This is a genomic window from Pseudoalteromonas sp. P80D2 (assembly GCF_036680945.1).
GTDB classification, from domain to species: Bacteria; Pseudomonadota; Gammaproteobacteria; order Enterobacterales; family Alteromonadaceae; genus Pseudoalteromonas; species Pseudoalteromonas shioyasakiensis.
This window is the reverse complement of record NZ_JAZDAR010000047.1, coordinates 461,892-483,538: the sequence shown is the minus strand read 5'-3', so window position 1 is coordinate 483,538 and position 21,647 is coordinate 461,892. Positions and strand designations below refer to the sequence as shown.

Genomic DNA, 21,647 nt, shown 5'->3' with positions numbered 1-21,647 from the left:
TCTAACTTCTACTATCTAACTTCTACTATCTAACTTCTACTATCTAACTTCTACTATCTAACTTCTAATATCTAACTTCTAATATCTAACTTCTAATATCTATCACTCACTACTCCCTTTATTGATATAACCCAAAGCTAAACTTTAAATCATTGCAAAAGCTGTAATTTGCCTTGTCAGCAGCTAGACTGTTTATTATAGTCATCGTTAATGTCACTTAGTCGCAAGTCCAATGCCTGCAAAGATTTTTTCGAAAGCCAAAATTTTAATAGTTGAAGAGCAGCCACTTGCTCAAAGCTATATGAAACAGTCCTTAGAGGGATTGGGGTTTCGTCAGTTGCGTTTTGCTGAGCATGCAATTGCAGCAAAAGAACAATGTCAAATTGAGCAGTTCGATCTCATCGTTTGTTCATTTAACCTTAGTAAACATCAAGATGGTTATCAGCTTTATGAAGAGCTGAAAACTAAACGTCTTATAAAAAACTCTACCGGCTTTATTTTTATTTCAGCTGAAACAAGTGGCTCGTTAGTTCACAGTGTACTCGAGCTACAACCAGATGATTTCTTAGTTAAACCCTTTACAATTAACGAATTAAAAAATCGTATTGAAAAAGTGTTATTGCGCAAAAGTAACCTACATCAAATTTATCAACTTATTGATGATGGGAATGACTCCAAAGCAATTAAACAAATTGATACCTTGCTGCAAAACAAAGGTAATAGTTACAGCGCCATTCTATTGAGATTAAAAGGCGACGCCCTACTTCGCCTTAAGCGCTTTGAAGATGCCAAAACCTTTTTTAAATCAGTGCTCGATATTCAAAAATTTACTTGGGCAAAAGTTGGTTTAGTCGAAGCGCTTATTGCTAATAATGAACATACCCTAGCACACCGCATGCTTAAGACGATGTTGCAGCGCAGTGAAACTAGACTAGTTGCGCTTGATTTACTGGGTCGATTAGAAATAAAACTCAATAAATTTGATGAGGCACAGGATTTTTTTAGTAAAGCTGTTGAAATTGCCCCGCGTAACATTGACCGCCAGAAAACCTTAAGTCATGTATCACTGCTTAATCACGATTATGAAAAGAATTATTTAACGCAAAAAGACATTGCCAGTTACGCAAAACACTCAATTCACGATAACCCTGATATATATTTAAATGCGGCGCGCGCAGGGATTGATTTTGCTTTAACGACGGATCAAACCGATCAAGTTAATCGTATTTCAAGACAGACAAACCAGTACTTAAGTGATTTAAAAAAGCAGTTTCCGAATAGTAATAATCAAACACAAATTGATGTTCTCAATGCGCGTTTGCATTATTTAAAGGATGAACATCAAAAGGCTAAAGCACTTATCAATCAACTTGATGAAAGTGACACTCAAATTCGTTCAGTAGATGGTGCGCTCGATAAGGCGAAAGCGTTTCATGAGCTTGGTTTTCACCACAAAGCACAGATGCTATTTAACCAAATAATAACTCACTGTGAACGCCACCCATCAGTTAGCGATCCGGTGTATTTACGTTATATTCAACAACAACAAACTGAACGACGAGATATCAAGCTCGGTCCGAAAGAGCTCAATAATCACGCTGTAACACAATTTAATAAAGGTCAGCTCAATACGGCGCTAGAAGCCTTCACCCAAGCATTTAGGATCATGCCTAAAAATGCCAGCATCGCTTTAAACCTACTGCAATGTTTATTCGATACAAATAACCAAGGCCAATCATTTAATTTAGCGCTGGCGAAAAAATGTTTTGCCTTGCTCGATGCGCAAACATTAGAAGATGAACAAGCAATCCGCTTTGAAAAAATTAAAGCCCTGGCTGCAAAGTTAAAAATTAAGCTTGCTGAGTAATTGCGTATGGCATCTTCTTTGTTTAAATTTAAAAAGCCCCTCCTAAGCGTTGCGCTTTTAATATTTTGCCAATACAGCTTTGCCTCAGCAACATTACAACATTGGCAACAAGCCAGTATCAATTGGCAAAGTAAAGCAGGCAGCCATATCAATATTTTGGCTGATGAGCAGCCTGCATTTATGGCGTTAAAACCCTACATTCCTTTATTTGAGCAGCTAACAGGAATTTCTGTTGGCTTTCATGCTTTAGAACAATCACAAATGCGTGTTCGTCGCCATCAAGATTTAAGCGAGGCTTCTGGGCTTTACGATGTACTGCCGATGGGGATTACCTTTTTAGGTGAAGCGCAAAGCCAAGGCTGGATTGAGCCCTTGCAGCCTTACATTGATAACCCAAAACTGACAGACAAAACTTGGTATCAGTTAGAAGACATTAGTGAGCGTAGCCTAGCGCTTTGTAAAATTGATAACACGCTATATTCGTTACCATTTGATTTTTCTGCGCCAATTTATTTTTATCGCAAAGATCTTTTCGAACGTTTTAACTTAGCAGTTCCCGATACCTACGAGCAACTACAAGCAACCAAGGTTAAGTTACAACGAGAAATCGACCGTACTCCTTCTTTAAATGGTATGCATGCATTTGCCTCACGTACGCTGCCGGGGGCAGGATTAAACACTTGGACTGTGTTACCTGTTATGCGTGCTTATGGCGCTGAAGTTATCGACGCGCAGGGCCAGTCTGTTTTTAATAGCCCTGAAACGGCACAAAGCCTACAAGTGTATCGCGACCTAGTAACAGGGTTCGGCAATCCAGATAACAGCCGCTTACTGCATTTTTATGAAATTCGTCGCCTGTTTAAAGAAGGCCGCCTTGCTTCGGCCTTTTTGGCTTCTCATTTTTATAATGAAATAGATACCGCCGAAGAGTCAGATATTTGGAATAAATGGGAAGCAGCCCCCTTGCCTGCAGGTCCAATCGCCAGAGAAACATCTCCTTGGGCATGGGCATTTGCAATTAATAGCAAATCAACTAACAAAGATGCTGCATGGTTATTTATTCAATGGGCAACCAGTGAGCAGACCGCCGCACTACTTAGTACAGGAGGTTCACCGCCTAGACAAAAAGTGTGGCACGAAAAGCTGTTTACTCTAGTAAACAAACCTGGCTTTAATAAAGCCATGTTATGGGTGTTTGAGCATGCAACGCCTGATCGCCTTCAGGCTGGCATGGTCGAGTTTCCAGTTATTGGCGAAATTATTTCGCAAACCTTTAGCCAAATTTTCTATGGTGCAGATATAAAACAATCAATCAAAAGCACAGACGCAAAAATCAACGCTAATATGCAAGCATTAAAAGTACGGAGCAATATTGAGCAATGAGAATTAGTATTGCCCACAAAATTTTAATGATCATTGGCTTTACCATTACCCTTATTTTAGGGGCAAGTACGTCGTTGCATGTAATGGAGCTTAAAGAGCAAACACTTTTGAACATGAGTGAAAAAGCTGATGCGATTGTCTCGCCCATGTTGTCAGAAATAAATAGCCTCACAAAAGATAATACCGTGGGGAGTTGGGTGCTTAAAATTCAGGGTCTTACCCTAAAGAACATATTAAAAAATAATACTTTTGATGATTTAAAAACGATTTACTTTATCGACCAAAATAATTTTATCGCCGCCCACCCGGATAACAGTAAAGTAGATACCCTAGAAACTAACCAAGAGCTGCTAAAACAGCTCAATCCTAAGCATAATGTCATTGTAGCCATGGAGCAGCAATATGTTGTTGCTGTGCCAATTAGCAACTTTCAGGGCGAAAATATCGGTTACGTTATGGTGAGTTTTTCAGATAAAGACTTAGCGTTAAAGACCAAATCGATTATTAGCAATGCGGTTTCGCTGTTTGCTATTTACCTGTTAACCGCACTTATCATCGCCTATATCATTATTCGCCGAATTATTTTGCAGCCCATTGATCAGCTCGTGGAGTTTTCTCATGCCGTGACCACGGGTGATTTAAACTGCCCTATTAATATAAAGAGCCAAGATGAAATAGGTACTCTCGCCAGTGGCTTTAAAATGATGCGCGCTGCGGTTAGACAGCAGATAAACAGCATGCATGAACAACATAGTTTACTTGAAGACACCGTTGCAAAGCGCACTCAAGAGTACCTTGACGCTAAAGAGCAAGCTGAACAATCAAATCAGGCTAAAAGTCGCTTTTTAGCTAATATGTCGCATGAGTTAAGAACTCCGCTCAATGCAGTGCTAGGTTTTAGCCAATTACTACAAGATAGCGAAACAGATAAAAATAAGCGTCGTTACTTAGAAGCAATATCAATCTCTGGTAATTCACTGCTTAATGTTTTGAATGACATTCTCGATTTATCAAAAATCGATGCTGGTAAAATGCAACTCGATATTGAGCGTGTAGAAATCCCTAAAATGTGCCATGAGCTTAATATGATGTTTTTACAACTCAGTGCGCAAAAAGATCTCGACTTACAAATAAGCTCTCACCCAGAGTTAACAACCCCTGTGTTACTTGATAGCAATAAAGTTCGCCAAGTACTAACCAACTTAATCAGTAATGCCATTAAGTTCACTGCACAAGGCAGTGTTAAAGTGTATTTCGATTTTAAAGCCCACGATGACAACAGCAATATTGATATCAAAATTCATGTCACAGACACAGGTAAGGGTATTCCTAAAGATCAACAAGATCTTATTTTTAATGATTTTGAACAAGTACAAGGCCAACGTAGTTCGGAGTTTGGTGGAACGGGATTAGGTCTTGCGATTTCACTGCGTTTTATCAAGCTAATGGGTGGTGAGTTATCGGTGATCAGCGATAAAGATAAAGGCAGTGAGTTTATCGTGTCTTTACCAAATGTTGAATTAGCTGAGTCTAAAAATGAAGTGAAACATCGTAACTACCCCGCTATTTCGAGCTACCACTTTAATCCTGCTCGAATTTTGATTGTTGATGATATTCCCTACAACCGTGACTATTTAGAGTCCTTTTTATCGCGCTGGAGCTTTACCGTAGACACGGCTATCAATGGTGAAGATGCCCTTAAAAAAATTGAGCAGCATCAGCCTGATTTAATCATCATGGATTTAAAAATGCCGGTAATGGGCGGATTAGAAGCAAGTCAGTTAATTCGCAGTGATGATCGCTTCAAGCATATTCCAATCATTGCGGTTACAGCATCGGTATTAAAAGATGATAAGGCGCAATCCAGTATTTTGACAGACTACATAATCAGTAAGCCAATTCACCGTGAGCACCTTATTTTCATCATTGCTCAATACTTAGATTAGGTAATAATTAGATAGAGATTAAACACGCCTTAGTCGCGTTTTTTCATCGCTATAGCATTCATGCAATAGCGTAAGCCACTTGGCGGTGGACCATCAGGAAATACATGTCCTAAATGTGCATCGCAAACATTACATACGGCTTCAATGCGCTGCATACCATGGCTAGAGTCCGCGATATAGGCAATGCTTTCAACACTGCTAGGCTGAGTAAATGACGGCCAGCCTGTGCCACTATCGAACTTTTCATCGCCATCAAAAAGTAAGTTGTCACAACATACACACGCATATTGACCTGGTTCAAATATCGTACATGAATCAGAGCTGTGCGGACGTTCGGTGCCTTTTAAACGGGTTACATAGAATGCATCTTGTTCGAGCTCAGCTTGCCATTCCGATGGCGATTTTTCGACTCGACGTGAAGGTGTTGGGTTACCGTTATGGGCAAACTCTAAAATATCTTGCCAAGTTAACATAATGCTCCCTCAGGGTTGAATACAACAGTTGCACAGTACATCACAAGCACTACGAAGGGCAAGCAACGTGCGTCTAGTAATTACTGTGTTTGCAGCCGAATATCTATTTGTGCACGTTCACGCTCAGAAAGTAGCTGTGCTAAATGACTATTTATTTGGCTGCTGTTAACACTTAATACGGCTGTTATCAGCTGGTCATTGACATCAGTTACATGGATTATCCCTTCGCCGATTTCAATCTGCTTAATTTGGCCAATTAATACAAACTCAGCTTTGCGCTTAAAATCGAATATACCAGCCAAACTTATCAGCGCTAGCTGATTTACATCACGCTTTAGTAAATCAGTAATGGGATTACGCGCTACAAATAACGGCGTGACTCGATAGAGGCTTGATAGCGTTATAAAGCCCCATAACATCACAAACAACGAAAATGCAGCACTTTGCCAAAGTGGCGTAAATACCCATAAAACAATTAATACCAGCGCGATAGTGAGTGAAATTTTTGCTAAAAGCTTATTAATTGCCAACATATTGCAGCCCTATTTCTTTTCAATTGGATCTGGCCAATCATTAAAGAAGACCGACAGATATCTGCTTTTTAATAAATATAACAGTACCCATAACACAAGTACCATTTGGCACGCTAAGAAAAACGAAAACTGATAGTGACTGTGCGCAGCCTGATAGGTTAACCAACTTAAATCTGTGATTGCACACAAAATTAATGGCCAGCGCATAAAACGCCATATAGACGCCAGACGTTTCGCACTTTCAGCATTTTCTTGAGGTCGGCGTAAACAAAAGATCACCGCCGGTAATAAGGCGATTGCCGCAATGGCAATGGCTGTAAAGAAATCGCTTTTCGACTTAAAAAACAGCGACATGATATCTAAATCAGGGCGACGGCTGAGCGCCGCCATAATCCATATAAAGTAACTGCGTAACAACACTAACAAAGTTAAATGAAACGCCACTGGGGTTCGATAAGCGCCGTGTTTATCCCAGTATTCTGGACCGTAGCGATTCATATTTGGTTCTTCTTATCGGCAATGATGCCAAGTACAAAAAACGCAGCTGTAAGTGTAAGCGCCAGCCATTTAACACCGAGTAGCAGTAGCAACTTACTTAAAAATGGAGTTACAAACACCACAAGTAAGCCCATGCCAAACCCTGTGACCAACACAAAGCAAAGCACGCGAATAATAAAGTGACGACGCGCGACAAAGCGCTTGGTCACTTTAATAATATCGTTTGCATACAAGGATATAAAACACACCACCAGCAATAATGAAATATTGTAAAGGTGTGGTTGCAGCCAGCTGCCAATTGTTAGAGCAACTGACGACAATGCCTGCAATAGACTATCCATTGTGCTCACTTAAAAGTGCAATGAGGTCAGCCTCAGTTAACACATCAATGCCTAAGTCTTGTGCTTTGGTTAATTTTGAGCCTGCTTTTTCACCCGCAATCAGTGCATCTGTTTTCGCCGATACACTACCCGACACTTTTGCACCTAACGCTTGTAAACGTGCTTTTGCATCATTACGATTAAGCTCACTCAATGTGCCGGTCAGTACGTAAGTTAAGCCAGCTAATGGCTGCGCATCGGCGCTCGGCGCTGTTAATTCTGGCCAGTGAATACCTTGCTCAACTAACGCATTTACAACTGCCATATTGTGCTCTTCGCTAAAGAAGCCACGTACATGCTTAGCAACGATCTCACCTACGTCACTTACTTCAGTTAACGCATCAACGCTTGCTTGAGTGATTTTTTCTAGAGTTAAAAAATGGTTTGCTAAGTTTTGCGCGGTTGCTTCACCCACTTCACGAATACCTAACGAATATAGGAATTTAGCTAAGGTTGTTTGTTTCGCATCTTGTAGTGCATTAACTAAATTCTTAGCAGATTTAGGGCCCATTCGCTCTAGGGACTCAAAATGCCCTTGTTTAAGGATAAATAAATCAGCAGGCGTTTTGATAAGCTCACGATCAACAAGTTGATCAACAATTTTGTCGCCCAAGCCATCAACATCAAGGGCTTTACGTGACGCAAAATGTTTAATTGCTTGCTTACGCTGCGCTTGGCACACTAAACCACCAGTACAACGGGCAACCGCTTCACCTTCAATGCGCTCCACATGTGAGTCACAAATTGGGCAAGTAGCAGGAAATTCAATGTCTTTAGCATCGTCAGGGCGACGTTCAAGGACAACTTGGGTAATTTGCGGAATAACATCACCTGCACGGCGAATAATCACGGTATCGCCAATTTTAACGCCTAAACGGGCAATTTCATCGCCATTATGAAGCGTTGCGTTAGATACCGTTACGCCACCTACAAATACTGGCTCTAATCGTGCTACAGGGGTGATTGCACCTGTGCGCCCTACCTGAAACTCAACATCAAGTAATTGGGTGATTTCTTCTTGTGCTGGGAATTTAAAAGCAATTGCCCAGCGCGGTGCACGTGCCACAAAGCCTAAACGCTCTTGTAGTTTTTTGTCGTTTACTTTAATAACCACACCGTCAATTTCGTAGGCAAGGCTACTTCGACGCGTCAAGATATCTTGATAATAATCAAGTGCAGCTTGCTGACCTTCAACGAGCTTTGTTTCTGGGCAAAGTGGTAAACCCCAATCGGTAAGTTTAGCAAGCTGTTGGTAATGATCTTCTGGTAACTGCCCATCGGCAACAAGCCCAGTGCTGTAGGCATAAAACATCAGTGGACGTTTTGCTGTTACTTTAGAGTCAAGCTGACGTAAGCTACCGGCAGCAGCATTACGCGGGTTAACGAAAACTTTGTCGCCACGCTTTTCGGCTTCACTGTTTAGTTTGGCAAAACCGGCACTATCCATAAATACTTCACCGCGCACTTCAAGCTCTGCCGGGAAGTCATCGCCACGTAACTTAAGCGGCACATTACGAATTGTTTTCACGTTTTGGGTGATGTTTTCACCTACCATACCATCGCCACGGGTGGCTGCTTGAACTAAAACACCATCACGATAAATAATTGATACCGCTAAACCATCAAGCTTTGGTTCACAACAAAAAGTCAGCTCCTTGTTATCCATTACTCGCTCTTTGATACGGCGGTTAAAGGCGGCAAACTCCTCTTCTGAAAAGGCATTATCAAGTGACAGCATTGGCACTTGGTGAGTGACTTGCTCAAACTTATCAAGTGCAGCGCCACCGACTTTTTGGCTTGGTGAGTCAGGGCTTTGAAACTCAGGATTAGCTTGCTCAAGGGCGCTTAATTCGCGCATTAAACGGTCATATTCAGCATCAGGAATGCTAGGTGCATCCAGCACATAATAATTATGGTTATGCTCTTCTAACTGGGCACGAAGTTGGCTAATTTGCTCAAAGATAGGGCTGGACATGAAAACCTCAAAAATCTACATAAAAAAGCCACTTCGACGACTTAACGCCAAGTGGCCTAATACTTATACTCTGTGTGTGCGACTAAGCTGAAAAGCTGCGTACTTTCTCAACATACTCACGAACGCTTTCAACCGTCATTTCTTCACGGTTGCTATCTAAAATCGTTGCACCAAATTCGTCGGCTAGCTTTTTAGCTGCACTGTGCAACATGTTGAATGCACTTAGACCGTCGCCATCACATGGTAAGGTCATAAATAAGCTAACACCTGCCGTACTAAACTGTTCCATATTATCAATATCGAACGTGCCTGGGTTGTACATATTCACTAAACGGAATAACACCGGGCCTGTGCCTGCTGGGTCTAAGTGACGGTTAAAGAAACCTTCTTCAGAATACTTAAAGCCTAACATATTAACGGCTGGCAATAATTGGCTGCCATCCATTGTTAAGCCCTCTGGCATTTGTAAATGCACAATAATGAAATCGGTTGGAGCTTGTGCATCTGCTGGCTCTTCTTCAACTTCTTGTTGCTTAGCTTCAGGCTCTTCAACAACCTGTTCTGAAACAGCTGGTTCGTCGTGACTTTCTGCTGAAAAGCTTAAATCACCAAACTCTGGCTCATCACGTTCTTGCGGTTTTGCAGTTGCAGGCTCTTGAACCTCGCTGGTTGTTTCGTTCGGTTCAACCCGTTCAACTGAAGGCGTATCTGGGCTGTCCTTTTTACGCACCGACCATAAGCCGTGAATTAATAAACCACCAATGACAAATACACTGATTACGATTAAAGCCCATCTTAATTCTTCGGCCATCCCCTCACCTTTATTATTTGATATGCCTAAATTTTATGCATGTGCCATTTGCACAGCTTGTTCTATATCTACAGCGACCATTCGTGATACACCTGGTTCGGCCATAGTTACACCGGTCAATCTGCCTGCCATTTCCATAGCAATCTTGTTGTGACTGATATAAATAAATTGTACTGATTGTGACATCTCTTCTACCAAACGGCAAAAACGACCCACATTCGCATCATCCAATGGCGCATCCACTTCATCTAGCATACAGAATGGAGCTGGATTGAGCCTGAATATTGAAAACACCAATGATAATGCGGTCAGCGCTTTTTCTCCACCACTAAGCAGGTGAATTGTCGAATTTTTCTTGCCTGGTGGCCTTGCCATGATGCTCACCCCACTTTCAAGTAGATCATCACTGGTCAATTCAAGGTAAGCACTACCGCCACCAAACACTTTTGGGAATAACTCCCCAAAGTCTGTATTTACTTGTTCAAAGGTCGCCTTGAAACGATTTTTTGTTTCTCGGTCGATTTTTTGAATCGCCCCTTCAAGGGTATTTAATGCTTGTGTTAAATCATCAAGCTGCTGATTTAAATAATCGCTGCGCTGTTTAGCCTGCTCAAACTCATCTATTGCCGCTAAGTTCACCGCGCCAAGTTCATTTAAAGCTTGCGTGGTTTTTGTAAGCCTCGTTTGCATGCTATTTAAATTGGCATTGTCAGGCAGTTCTTCAAGTACTGTTTTTAAATTTTGTTCCAGTTCTTCAAGTGGCTCTAACGCAGCTTGCGCCTTAACGATTAAACTTTGCTCATCCAGCGCTAATGCTTGCAACTGCTCTTGTAACGTCACCAACTCAGATTGCGATGATTTCAACGCTGTTTGCTTATCAGCAAGCTCCTTTTTAGCTTGACTCAAGGCCGCTTGCAAGTTTTTCAGCTCAACGTCACTTTGTTGATGCTTTTCAAGCAATAGCATAATTTGATCTGCTACTTCTTCAAGCGGGATCACTAGCTCTTCTAGTTGCTCGTTGAGCTCTAATACAGCTTCACTGGCAGCACTTTGTGCGGCATTAGCATGCTGTAGTTTAGTTTCGCTAAGTTGACACTCACTGCGAGCTTTTTGTTCAGCCAAATTAGCTTGATGTGCTTGCGTTTTATATTGCTCAAGCATAGAAGCCACTTGGCGATAGTTGTTATTTACCTCAACTTGTAGGTGTTTTGCTTGCTCTAACTCAGTTTCAAGTTCTAACTGCTGCTCTAATAATTGCTCAAGTAAAGTCTGCTGCGTTTGTTGCTGTTCGTCAGCACTTTGCTTTTGTTCAGCCAGTAAGGTTTGACGCTGTTGCAACTTAATAAGCTGGTTTTGCCACTGGGTTTGCTGCTCTAATAACATATCGCGTCGAGTGCTGGCCGATGCAATCTGCTGAGCTGCTTGGTGAATTCGTTCTCTGTATTGCTCTTTGTCGGCGATAAGTGTTTTCTTGTGAGCTAGATGCTCATTTAGCAATTGCTGCTTAGTTTCTAATTGCTCGTTGAGTTCTTCATCTAACTGCTGTGCATCACTTAGCTGAGCATGCTTTAAAAGCAAAGAATTGTCGGCGTCTTTATTGGCATCGGTATGAAAGTTACGACCATGCATACAGCCCTCTTCATCAATCACAGCCAGCCAATATGGATCCGCCAAAATAGCGTCATCAAAACAAGGTTGAAATGCAAACCGTGCTAATAAATCAGGGTAAGCACCCGATTCGATATAATTAGCTAATGACTCTTTTGGTAACTCATCATCAGATGCAGGCCAAACACTGTTAGGCTCTTTATGTTGACTGACCTTTAGATGCTCAAGGCCAAGTAGGGCTTGTTCAATTAGCGGCTCAAAGCCAGAAGCCACCTTTAACTGCGCCAATAGAGAGACACTTTCGCTGTCGGTTTGCTCTGATAGCAAAGAATTAAGCGCAGCTATGCTGGCTCTGTTTTCATTACTGTGCTGCTGAACCCGCTTTAAGTCCTGCTCTAAGTGCTGTTGCTCTTTATCCGCTTGTTCTAGATTTTGAGTGAGCTTATTTAGCGCACTTTGTTGCTGCGCAAGCTCTTTCGTCAGTGATTGAATTTGCTGTTGTTGCTCAGCAATTTGCGCTGCAACTGGAGTCGCTTCAAGTTCATTAATTTCAGAGGCAAGTTGTGCCTGCTGAGACTCAAGTTGCGCAACAGTCTGGGCAAAGTGAGCCTGTTGACTCTTTGCAACATTAATATCACTGCTATGAGCTTGGCTTTTCTGTAAGGTGCTTTGATATTGCTCATTGGCGCTTTGCGTTTGTTGCTGTTGCTGTGCGACTTGTTCTTCAACCTCTGCAACCTGCTCGGCGCACAGTAAACTTTGCTCAATCGCTTCTTGTAGCTGCTCTTGTAAAATGGCGGCTGAGGCGTGTTGCTCTTCTTGCAGCTCTTTATTTTGTAACTGCAGTTGTTGCTGTTTGATAAGGTTTTGGCTAAGTGTTTGCTGTTGCTGCTTTAAGCTGATCTGTTGCTGCTCTTTGCGGGTTAAATCAGTATGAGTTTGATGCTGAGCCTGCTGTGCGTCTTGCAGTTTTTGCTGCTCAAGCTGCACCTGATTTTCAAGGCTTGCTAAAACGTCATCGTGGCCAGAGTGCGCTTCTCTAAAGAACTGAATTTGCTCTTTAAGTTTATTAATTTGCTCAGCTTTATCAATTTGTTGTTGGTGTAACTTCTGCCACTTTAAAACCGCAATTTGCCCTTTTAAGGTACGCTCTGTGGCTTTTAGCTCTCGGTATTTTTTTGCATCGACTGATTGCACTGCAAGCTTATCAAGCTGTGTTTGCAACTCCTGCCTTACATCAAGCAATCGTTCAAGGTTTTCGCGGGTACTTTTAATGCGGGTTTGCGTTTCACGACGACGCTCTTTGTATTTTGAAACTCCCGCGGCTTCTTCTAAAAAAACACGCAAGTCAGCCGGTTTGCTCTCAATTAAACGCGAGATCATGCCCTGCTCAATAATCGCATAGCTGCGCGGGCCAAGACCTGTGCCTAAAAAGATATCGGTAATATCACGCTTACGGCATTTACTGCCATTTAGAAAATAAATTGACTGGCCATCTCGAGTCACTAAGCGCTTTATCGCCACTTGGTTTCGATCAGCAAAGGTATTCGGTAAATGACCACTGGTGTTATCAAACACCAACTCAACAGAGGCTTGTGAAATTGGCTTTCGATTAGTTGAGCCGTTAAAAATAACATCGGTCATGGCATCGCCACGTAAGTTTTTAGCTGAGCTTTCACCTAGCACCCAACGCACTGCATCGATGACATTTGATTTGCCACAGCCGTTCGGGCCGACAACACATGTCATCTGATCAGGAAATGGGATCTTAGTGGGTTCAACAAACGATTTGAAACCCGCTAATTTTATGGTGCTTAAGCGCATCTAATTGTTTTACCGATTTTTATTGTTATTCTTCAATTTAACCCATTTTAGGGTAAAAGGTTAAGCGTGGCGCTTAAAATTATCTAAAATAATACCCGTTGCCATCGCTACATTAAGCGATTCTGCTTGGCCAAATGCCGGAATGGTTATTTTATCAGTAACTAAGCTTTCGCAATCAGTTCGTATACCATGAGATTCACTGCCCATTAGTAATACGGCATCTTGTTTAAGAGCAGTTTTGTGAATGTTCTCACCTTCTAAAAATGCACCATACACAGGAAGATTTAAGCTAGGTAAGTAACTGGTTAAATCAGTTTGTGAGACACACACGCGAGCAAATGAGCCCATGGTTGCGCTGATGGTTTTCGGGTTATAAGCATCCGCACTGTCTGTGCTGGTAACAATATGCTTAATACCATACCAATCTGCAACACGAATAATGGTACCTAAATTACCCGGATCCGACACACCATCAAGGGCTAAAATAAGTCCTGATATTGGTAATGCTTGCTGACTTGGCATATCAACAACAGCAATGGCGGCGTTGTTACTCACGAGCGTGCTGGCTTTAGTTAGGCTGTCTTCGTCTGCTTCAATGACTTGATGGGCTGCAAGCGCTGATTGGTGCGCAGAAATAAATGCAGGAGTCGCAAATATATGAGCAATACTTAACCCACTGTTTAGTAATTCAAGTATATTTTTTTCGCCTTGAACAAGGTACTGGTTATATTGCTTACGGTATTTCTTTTGACCTAATGCACGAATTAGTTTCAGTTGGTTTTTTGAAATCATAACAGCCTCATAAAATGATTCATTAGTATATCACCAAGGTCACAGATTCTGTACTCGAAAAACCAAGGGGGAAGTGCCAATTGCTTATTCAATCAGCACTTTTAAGAGACACTAGCTGATAAGAGGTATTAACTAATTTTTGTCAGCCACTCATTTAACCATGGCTCAGTAACAGGCCAAGGCTCAAAATCTTCACAGGCATCAATTTCTAAACGATGACCAACAGGTTTTGCCTGTAAATCGCGAAACAGCTCATCAAAACTGCGACCTGCACCACAAAACGTATCGCCATAGCTGCGGTCACCCATAGCAATAATGCCGTATTGCTTGCCTGTTAACATAGGGAATTGATCATTTAATTGGCTGTATAAAGCGATTAAATTGTCAGGAATATCGCCCTGACCCGTCGTTGAAGTGATCACTAAAATATGTGACGCAGCCAGCATGTCATCGACCGTGCCATTTTCAACTAATTGCGCTTGATGCTCAGACTTTTCAATAACTTCAATAACTTGTTCGCTTAAACGCTCAGCACCGCCGTAAACACTGCCGACAAAAATACTAATGGTTGCCATAATAATCCTTTTCTTCTGTTGGCCAGCCAAGTTGCTGGCAAATCGTTAACATTGCATCGCCTAATGGCGCTCTAATTGTTATTGGTTGCTTGCTATAAGGGTGCACAAACTTTAATTCAGAGGCAAATAACATTAAACGACGAAGCTGAAAATGCTCTCTAAAAAATTGATTATGCTGATTATCACCATGATTTACATCACCAATAATTGGCAATGATAAATGTTTTAAATGACGACGAATTTGATGTTTGCGGCCAGTTTTTGGAAAACATTCCACCAGCGAATAACGAACTGTTGGGTATTTACCAATTGGAATAGGCAAGCTTGCTTGGTGCAGGCAATGAAATTGCGTTTGTGCTTCTTGCGGTGCTTTATTTTGATCAGCAAACTTATCAGCAATTTTATCAAGCTCTTCTTTTAAAGGTTTATCTAAGAAGATTGATTCGTTTAAAAAGCCTCTTACTAAAGCTAAATAACGCTTTTCAATTTGCCCATCAATAAATAACTGGTTCATATCACGGGCTGCTTCTGAACTTAACGCAAACAGTAATACGCCTGAGGTTGGTCTATCTAACCGATGTACAGGAAACACGTGTTGACCAATTTGGTCACGCAGCATTTGCATTGCAAATTGGGTTTCGTGTTTGTCTAAAAACGAACGGTGAACCAATAAACCGGATGGCTTATCAATCGCAATGTAATTTTCATCGCGGTACAGAATCGTTAACTCATCAAATTGTGGCTTAACACTCTCTTGCATCTTAGTCATCACTCAAAAGTTGATCGAGTTTTTGTAAAACGTTAATCACATCATTACCGCCGCTGTGTTGTGCCAGCATCATTTCAGCCATTGGCGCAATTGCAAAATTACGGGGTAATGGCTGAGCGTGCGTGATTAAGGCATGCATTTTTTTAAGAAAAACAAATTGCAGCCATTGCTCAAAAGCCATGGTGTCATGACAAAACGGCACACTAGAATTGAGTGCACTTGGGTCAATCGGCGTTGTTTGCCAAAGTGAATGGCGTTGTAATGTGGATTCTAATTCGCGCAGCAGCGCCAAAGTCTGTTGATGCATTGTAAAACTCTTAATACCTTTGTGCTTAGTATACCCTGTTCCAAGGCGCCATGGTATGGCGTATAATTCGCGGCTGATATAGATTAATTACGGTAATTGAGATTTTATGACTGAGCAGATCGCCACTTTAGGGCAACTTCTGGATGCAGCAGGTACCACTTGGCGTGCCTTCGATATTGGCAGACACATCACGAAATTAGACAAAAAACAATTTCTTGCCATTGAAGAAACAAAAATCCCTTACCCATACCCGCTTGCTGGTCATGCTTGGCTTGCTATTCAATTTTGGGATGTGAAAGCGTCTAAAGAACCTTATGTATGGTTTTTAAAATTCCCCCTAGATGAGCAAAGCCGTCTTGTAAGCGCAAGCCGCGATCACTTCGCAAATATGGTAATTGAAGCGCTTGGTACAGAAATTACCGGTGAAAATGCCGAAGGCAAATTAGACAACAACCCGTATGTATTTACACCAAACGCCAACAAGTTAGCGGCATTTAATGCACAGGTTAAATGTTTGCTTAAACAAAGTGCTTCACAGTATTACGAATATGCGCAGCTGTATTTTTCAGGCAAACTAGGATTTGATAATTGGCAAAGTGTTGCAGTACAAGGTATTGCAGACTTTGCGATGCGTTTAGATAACGACAACAATTTAGCAAATCTACAAGCCGCTTGGGGGCAACTACCAGTCGAAGTATTACAGCCGCTAAGTGCAATGCTTGAACATGTTGCAATCGAACCCGTGTTTGCAGAGCAATTGTTAGCCTATGGTTTAAACGCCATAGAGCATAAAGACGACATCGCCCTTGTTGCAGCCCTTAGAAGCCTATCAAAAACACCAGCACAAGGTTTAACTGCGCAACTTGTTGATGCTGTATTACGCTCTGATATGAACACCCAATCAGATGTACTATTAACGATTGCTGGGCGCTGTTTTAGCACACTTGAAGACCCAGAACGCTTACACGTGTTTATGGATTGCTGTGCACACCACACTAAAATTGAACAACTGTTTGTGAGTATTTTCACCGATTTAGTTGCAATTCCTAGTATTCGCCCTCACCTACTAGGTTTATTAAGAAAAGAAAATCGTAGCGAAACACTCGCTCGAGCAATAGGAAGGTTATTTTCGTAAATGGCAGGCTTGTGGACACTCATCATCATTGGCAGCATCATCTACTTTTTTTGGTTAAACAGAAAAGTGGCCGAAGCAGCTAATCTTCATGCACAAAGACAAATTGAGCAATTAAATGTGCAATTGATGAGTGTTGCTTGCAATAAGCGCCGACTTGGCATTTTAAAAAGCGGTAAACCAGGTATAAAAAGCGAATTTATTTTTGAGTTTTCAAGTGATGGACAAAACGTGTATCAAGGCGTTTTGATCATGGAAAACGAATTACTTAAAAGCGTAGTAATACCGCCGCATAAGATTTAAGTTGCGAGTTGCGAGTTGCGAGTTGCGAGTTGCGAGTTGCGAGTTGCGAGTTTTACAAGAATAATTGCCTGTTTGAGAAGTGCGACCTCCAGAAAGAACTAAGGCGTAGCTAATAGCCACGCCCCAATCTTGCTACTTCCATGATTAAGTATCCTTACTTATGCCGAAGCTGCCTTTTTATCTTTCCCCTGAACGGGTATACATCCGATACACCCACCATGCTACTTCATGTAACATTTAACACATCCTAGTGCCGTCCTCTTGCCGTCAATGGCTATCCACTTCGTTTTCCAAACGCTCCTTTAGCTTCCTGCTAAAATCATCCTTTGGTCAGTCCTTTTCAATCGCTCCGCGATTGTACTGCATCCTGGCAGTGTCCTCGTTCTTCCTTGCTTCCCTAGCTCTTGTCCCTTTGCTTCCTGCTAAGCTTCTTGCTTAGTTGCCATAATCCTAATCCTTGGCATCAGTTCAATCGTTGAACCTGCGTCTTCTTGACATGATTAAGTTTAGAGAAATGCGGATATCTTGGTAGGCATAAAAAGTAATTTTTTCTAAGTCACAAAAATGACAAAAACAATAAATCCTTTAAAATCATTACAATAAGCAATTATGGGTACAAATTTAAAGGCATTAAACTGATAAAACGCACAGCAATGTGAGATTTATCTCACATTGCTATTTCCAAAACGTCCTTTTGTCAATTTGCTGCTTTGAACATCAAGTCACCTTCAACTTGGTTAAAGCTTAATGCTTTGAACACTTCAAACCCTTCAGAGCTAAAGAATTCGCGCTGTTCAGAGCGGGTAACAAATACGGCTAAACCACTTGCTTGATTGCTTGACTCAACTAAATCATCAAGCCCTCGTAGCAGATATCTGCCTAAACCTTGCCCTTGAAAATGTGGGTCAACGGCTATAAAGGCTAAAAACAGATAATGGCCTTTACTCGAGAGCGCTTCACGAATAGTGCGCTCCTTTTCTATAAGCTGATTGGTTTGCAAGTAACCCGCACTAAGCATCAGCTTTAATCGCCAATGCCAGTATCGCTCAGCTTGCAGTTCACTTGCCGAATCAAATACACACGCAATAGCTTTTAATCTACTTTGTGAGTAAAGGCCTATTAGAGGCTGCTTTTCTTGCCAGAAACTTGCTAGCTCTTCACGCACTAAGGCACGTAGTTTAGTTTCATATTTACTTGGGTTATCTTGTTGAAAACCTAATACATTCTGAAGAACGGGATCATCATGATAGGCTTGATAAATAAGGCTTGCGGCAGTGCTAATATCTTCAGCACTAAGGTATTGCACACTTAAGGTTTCGGGTTCAGCAACTGTCAAAATACTCATCCTTTTATTTGTTTTATTATTTTCGTACTAGACTATAAGGTATATACCCAACAGCGATTAAAGACAAATTCAGCGTAAGTTAAACTGCGGTTCATCATCATTAAGTTTAAGCAGTAATAATTATCGCCATACACAAGGAGCAGAACTATGGATACGACAAAACATGATATTTCGACCCTATTTGCACAACTTGGTTTACCGAGCAAAGAAAGTGAAATAGATGCTTTTATAGCATCCCATCAACTGTCTGATACAACCCTATTGCAGGAAGCGCCTTTTTGGGATGAAGCTCAGCAACACTTTTTAGCAGAATCACTTGCAGAAGATGGTGCTTGGAGCGAGGTGATTGATGAATTAGACGCAAGGTTACGCCAGTAACGCCTGCGACCTAATTTACGAGCTTAAATAACATTCTTTTAGCTCGTAGATTAGGAAAGTAATTTCACTCCACATCTATTATTGCTACCATACGCGCGCACTGCAGCCCATATACTGCGGTGCTTTTTAGTCTTTATAAAAGAGTTTATACAAAAATGAATGCCGTTGTATTTGATGCAATTAAAACCCTTCTTGATGAAGGTAAAACCCCGACAGTTGCCTTAACTAAAAGTAAGCTAGCCCAACCAATGCCGATGCCTGTGATCATCGCTGCGGTTAGCCAATATAAAAACAATCCGGATTCAATTAATAATTTCATCAATAACCCGTCAAATGAACAACTGAGTACACCAAAAGAAAGTCAATTGGATCGTATTGAAGCTAAATTAGATAGGTTATTAGCACTGCTTGAGAAAAAATAATGTTTGTTGTCGATCTGACTTTTGATTGCTACCAAGATACTACCTTAGAGCTTGCTGAGCAGGCGATAAACCGCCTAGTGAATGCGCTTCGTTTTAACGGCCAAATAATTGGTGATGAATTTCCAACGGTTTTAAAAGATGGATTTTTCATTACTCGTGTAATGTGCCCAACCGAAGATGCGATGCATCCGCTCAACCATAGCCCGTTTGTAAAACATAGCATTGAGCAATTAAACACTGCAGGCTTACTGGCACCAAAAGTTAAAGTGGTCGGCCAAGACATTCACTCAAATGGCGCTGACATGTGCAATGATCCATCGTGCTATATTTTGTATACCACGTACGTGCACACCTGTAGCCCGCTTTATTGTGGTGATGACTTTTTACCAGTACCGTTATTTCGCATTCCAGCAATTGCCAATGGCGATTACAAAACACTCATTAAATGGCAAGAAGACTGGCAAGCGTGCGATCAAATTCAGATCAATGGTGCAACCCGTTGTGAATTTCCTGCGCTTGAAGAACTAACTAGCATCAAGAGTGACTTATACCGCCGTGGTCGCGATATCACTAAACGTATTAGTTTTCTAACCAAGAAGCCGGTTTATTACTATTTATACCGTGTAGGCGGCGTTGACAAAGAGTCAGAGCTTAAACGTCGCTGCCCAAGCTGCGATGGCGAGTGGAAATTACCAGAGCCATGGTTTGGCTTATTTGATTTTCGTTGCGAGCCCTGTGGCATTGTTTCGAATATCTCGTGGGACTTTCAATAACCTAATAAAGGTAATAACCAGATACACGAAAGGGGCAACCGCCCCTTTTACTTATTGAATTTACACCGTTACTTTGTCTAAAAACTCACTGATGCTATTCGCTAGCACATGATGTGGTTTTTTACCCACATACTCTAAGCAAACCTCACCGCTTTCGACTAATACAGTGATCAGCAGATCATCTTGCTCTGTAAGACCAATAAATACGGTTTCTGGCTGCTTTAGCTTGCGCTTCATTAACACATGACCGGTAATATTTTGCTGTAAGCGGCTAAAATCATCTTCATTCCATGCTTGTAGCAGTTCAATGTGATGATCATCAACACTCAATAACAAATTACCCGCATAGACATGACCAAACAATGGGCTTAAATCTTCAGGAAACGATAGCTCTAGCGCCTTGGCTAAGTCTTCTAAACTGCCAGAAGGCTGTTGTGGAACTGCACACCACTGAATAAGCCCCTGATTATCAACTTCGCCCTGCTCACATGGACTTGGCCATGCTGTATCATGTTCAATAACAGGAAGCTTTCCTGTGCGTTCTAGGCATTTTTCACTAAATGCTTGATGTAACTTATCTAGTTTTGTAGAAACAGACATACTGCGAAACTCATTGGCTTTAGGTATAATGCCGCCATTGTAACTACAAAAGTGTAAAGATGACAGATTACAGCAACTCACCCGAACTGAAAAACAGTGTTCTTGGTAAAAGCACAGAGTATGTAGATACCTACACACCAAGTTTACTGTTTCCTATTGCCCGTAAATTAAACCGTGATGCATTAGGTGTTAGCGAAGATAACTTACCGTTTAAAGGCCAAGATATTTGGACTGGCTATGAATTATCGTGGCTAAATAGCAAGGGTAAGCCAATGGTCGCTGTGGCAACATTTGTATTTCCTTGTCAGAGCAGCCATATCATTGAGTCAAAGTCATTCAAACTGTACCTAAATAGCTTTAATCAAACACGCTTTGAGACGCTAGATGACGTTCACCAAGCACTGAGTAAAGACTTATCCGCTGCAGTTAATGCACCGGTGGTCGTTACTTTATACCAAGCAGATGATTTCAATTGTTTGCCATTTTCAGCGTTACCGGGCGAATGTATTGATGATCTGGATATCGAAATCACCAGCTATGATATTGATGCAAGCTCACTTCGCCATAATGGTGATGAGATTGTCTCAGAAACCCTACACAGTCACTTACTAAAATCGAACTGTTTGATCACCTCACAGCCTGATTGGGCGAGTGTGATTATTCGTTATAAAGGCCAAGCAATTTGCTATGAAGCATTATTAAAATACTTAATTTCGTTTCGAACTCACAATGAGTTTCATGAGCAATGTGTAGAGCGTATCTACTGCGATTTAATGCAGCAGTTAAACCTCGAAGAGCTAGAAGTGTATGCCCGTTATACACGCCGTGGTGGTTTAGATATCAACCCTTATCGCTCAACGAATCAAGATAAAACACCCTTCAAGGTAAAAATTAATCGCCAATAACTTTGGTGACAATAAAAAACCGAGTTGTGAACTCGGTTTTTTATTGTC

21 protein-coding genes and 2 pseudogenes are annotated in these 21,647 nt (G+C 41.4%); 10 read left to right on the top strand and 13 right to left on the bottom strand.

The window, feature by feature from the left end:
• The first annotated feature begins 232 nt into the window (after positions 1 to 232).
• From VRK28_RS14225 to VRK28_RS14215, 3 genes are read left to right on the top strand one after another with little or no spacing between them, the layout of a single operon-like run.
• On the top strand, positions 233 to 1,867 hold the full coding sequence (locus VRK28_RS14225; protein WP_062566967.1) for a response regulator: 1,635 nt from the start codon (positions 233 to 235) through the stop codon (positions 1,865 to 1,867).
• 6 nt (positions 1,868 to 1,873) lie between these two features.
• The gene (locus tag VRK28_RS14220; RefSeq protein WP_130166749.1) at positions 1,874 to 3,250 is read left to right on the top strand and encodes an extracellular solute-binding protein; all 1,377 of its coding nucleotides are present in this window, start codon (positions 1,874 to 1,876) and stop codon (positions 3,248 to 3,250) included.
• Complete coding sequence (locus tag VRK28_RS14215; protein ID WP_062566965.1) at positions 3,247 to 5,196, top strand: ATP-binding protein; 1,950 nt, start codon at positions 3,247 to 3,249, stop codon at positions 5,194 to 5,196. The genes VRK28_RS14220 and VRK28_RS14215 overlap by 4 nt, the downstream gene beginning before the upstream one ends.
• A 29-nt stretch (positions 5,197 to 5,225) precedes the next feature.
• Here VRK28_RS14215 and msrB read toward each other — a convergent pair.
• Positions 5,226 to 5,588, bottom strand: a pseudogene (msrB, locus tag VRK28_RS14210) (peptide-methionine (R)-S-oxide reductase MsrB); the annotation flags it as partial.
• Positions 5,589 to 5,607: 19 nt separating this feature from the next.
• On the opposite strand from msrB, the pseudogene VRK28_RS15940 reads away from it, so the two are divergent.
• Positions 5,608 to 5,688, top strand: a pseudogene (locus VRK28_RS15940) (hypothetical protein); the annotation flags it as partial.
• A gap of 61 nt (positions 5,689 to 5,749) precedes the next feature.
• On the opposite strand, the gene VRK28_RS14205 reads toward VRK28_RS15940, so the two are convergent.
• The 10 genes from VRK28_RS14205 to VRK28_RS14160 form a co-directional block, all read right to left on the bottom strand.
• Positions 5,750 to 6,202: a hypothetical protein gene (locus VRK28_RS14205; RefSeq protein ID WP_253109198.1), complete on the bottom strand. Its 453-nt coding sequence runs from the start codon at positions 6,200 to 6,202 to the stop codon at positions 5,750 to 5,752.
• A gap of 9 nt (positions 6,203 to 6,211) precedes the next feature.
• Positions 6,212 to 6,700 (bottom strand): DUF2919 domain-containing protein, encoded by a 489-nt coding sequence (locus VRK28_RS14200; protein ID WP_054553711.1) that lies wholly within the window; start codon positions 6,698 to 6,700, stop codon positions 6,212 to 6,214.
• Entirely contained in the window at positions 6,697 to 7,041 is a 345-nt protein-coding gene (locus tag VRK28_RS14195; RefSeq protein WP_058586219.1) for a DUF3392 family protein, read from the bottom strand. Before VRK28_RS14195 ends, VRK28_RS14200 begins: the two co-directional genes overlap by 4 nt.
• A complete protein-coding gene (ligA, locus tag VRK28_RS14190) occupies positions 7,034 to 9,055 on the bottom strand; it encodes an NAD-dependent DNA ligase LigA (RefSeq protein ID WP_062566962.1) in 2,022 nt (673 codons plus the stop codon). Before ligA ends, VRK28_RS14195 begins: the two co-directional genes overlap by 8 nt.
• Positions 9,056 to 9,137: 82 nt before the next feature.
• Positions 9,138 to 9,866 carry a cell division protein ZipA gene (zipA, locus tag VRK28_RS14185; RefSeq protein WP_062566961.1) on the bottom strand — a complete coding sequence of 243 codons (729 nt, stop codon included), beginning with the start codon at positions 9,864 to 9,866 and terminating at the stop codon, positions 9,138 to 9,140.
• Between the two features lie 33 nt (positions 9,867 to 9,899).
• Positions 9,900 to 13,298, bottom strand: a complete 3,399-nt coding sequence (locus VRK28_RS14180; protein ID WP_332394047.1) for a chromosome segregation SMC family protein — start codon at positions 13,296 to 13,298, stop codon at positions 9,900 to 9,902.
• Between the two features lie 60 nt (positions 13,299 to 13,358).
• Positions 13,359 to 14,090 (bottom strand): RNA methyltransferase, encoded by a 732-nt coding sequence (locus VRK28_RS14175; protein ID WP_332394046.1) that lies wholly within the window; start codon positions 14,088 to 14,090, stop codon positions 13,359 to 13,361.
• Between the two features lie 128 nt (positions 14,091 to 14,218).
• Entirely contained in the window at positions 14,219 to 14,665 is a 447-nt protein-coding gene (locus VRK28_RS14170; RefSeq protein ID WP_054563623.1) for a flavodoxin, read from the bottom strand.
• Entirely contained in the window at positions 14,652 to 15,425 is a 774-nt protein-coding gene (gene truC, locus VRK28_RS14165; RefSeq protein WP_063527466.1) for a tRNA pseudouridine(65) synthase TruC, read from the bottom strand. The genes VRK28_RS14170 and truC overlap by 14 nt, the downstream gene beginning before the upstream one ends.
• A gap of 1 nt (position 15,426) precedes the next feature.
• Positions 15,427 to 15,741, bottom strand: a complete 315-nt coding sequence (locus VRK28_RS14160; protein ID WP_130166743.1) for a YqcC family protein — start codon at positions 15,739 to 15,741, stop codon at positions 15,427 to 15,429.
• A 106-nt stretch (positions 15,742 to 15,847) separates the two neighbouring features.
• Here VRK28_RS14160 and VRK28_RS14155 point away from each other — a divergent pair, with 106 nt between their 5' ends.
• The gene (locus VRK28_RS14155) at positions 15,848 to 16,876 is read left to right on the top strand and encodes a DUF3549 family protein (RefSeq protein WP_253109196.1); all 1,029 of its coding nucleotides are present in this window, start codon (positions 15,848 to 15,850) and stop codon (positions 16,874 to 16,876) included.
• Positions 16,877 to 17,176 (top strand): DUF3301 domain-containing protein, encoded by a 300-nt coding sequence (locus tag VRK28_RS14150; RefSeq protein ID WP_054553721.1) that lies wholly within the window; start codon positions 16,877 to 16,879, stop codon positions 17,174 to 17,176.
• Between the two features lie 697 nt (positions 17,177 to 17,873).
• Here VRK28_RS14150 and VRK28_RS14145 read toward each other — a convergent pair.
• Positions 17,874 to 18,521: a GNAT family N-acetyltransferase gene (locus VRK28_RS14145; protein ID WP_054563618.1), complete on the bottom strand. Its 648-nt coding sequence runs from the start codon at positions 18,519 to 18,521 to the stop codon at positions 17,874 to 17,876.
• Positions 18,522 to 18,668: 147 nt separating this feature from the next.
• Here VRK28_RS14145 and VRK28_RS14140 point away from each other — a divergent pair, with 147 nt between their 5' ends.
• The 3 genes from VRK28_RS14140 (at position 18,669) to VRK28_RS14130 (ending at position 20,094) form a co-directional block, all read left to right on the top strand.
• Positions 18,669 to 18,899: a DUF2789 domain-containing protein gene (locus VRK28_RS14140; protein WP_036969581.1), complete on the top strand. Its 231-nt coding sequence runs from the start codon at positions 18,669 to 18,671 to the stop codon at positions 18,897 to 18,899.
• Positions 18,900 to 19,054: 155 nt separating this feature from the next.
• A complete protein-coding gene (locus VRK28_RS14135) occupies positions 19,055 to 19,321 on the top strand; it encodes a hypothetical protein (protein ID WP_055021916.1) in 267 nt (88 codons plus the stop codon).
• Complete coding sequence (locus tag VRK28_RS14130; protein WP_063528532.1) at positions 19,321 to 20,094, top strand: Zn-ribbon-containing protein; 774 nt, start codon at positions 19,321 to 19,323, stop codon at positions 20,092 to 20,094. Before VRK28_RS14135 ends, VRK28_RS14130 begins: the two co-directional genes overlap by 1 nt.
• 60 nt (positions 20,095 to 20,154) lie before the next feature.
• Here VRK28_RS14130 and syd read toward each other — a convergent pair whose 3' ends face one another.
• Entirely contained in the window at positions 20,155 to 20,694 is a 540-nt protein-coding gene (gene syd / locus VRK28_RS14125) for a SecY-interacting protein (RefSeq protein WP_130166741.1), read from the bottom strand.
• Between the two features lie 59 nt (positions 20,695 to 20,753).
• On the opposite strand from syd, the gene queF reads away from it, so the two are divergent.
• A complete protein-coding gene (queF, locus tag VRK28_RS14120) occupies positions 20,754 to 21,599 on the top strand; it encodes an NADPH-dependent 7-cyano-7-deazaguanine reductase QueF (protein ID WP_130166740.1) in 846 nt (281 codons plus the stop codon).
• The last annotated feature ends 48 nt before the right edge of the window (positions 21,600 to 21,647 follow it).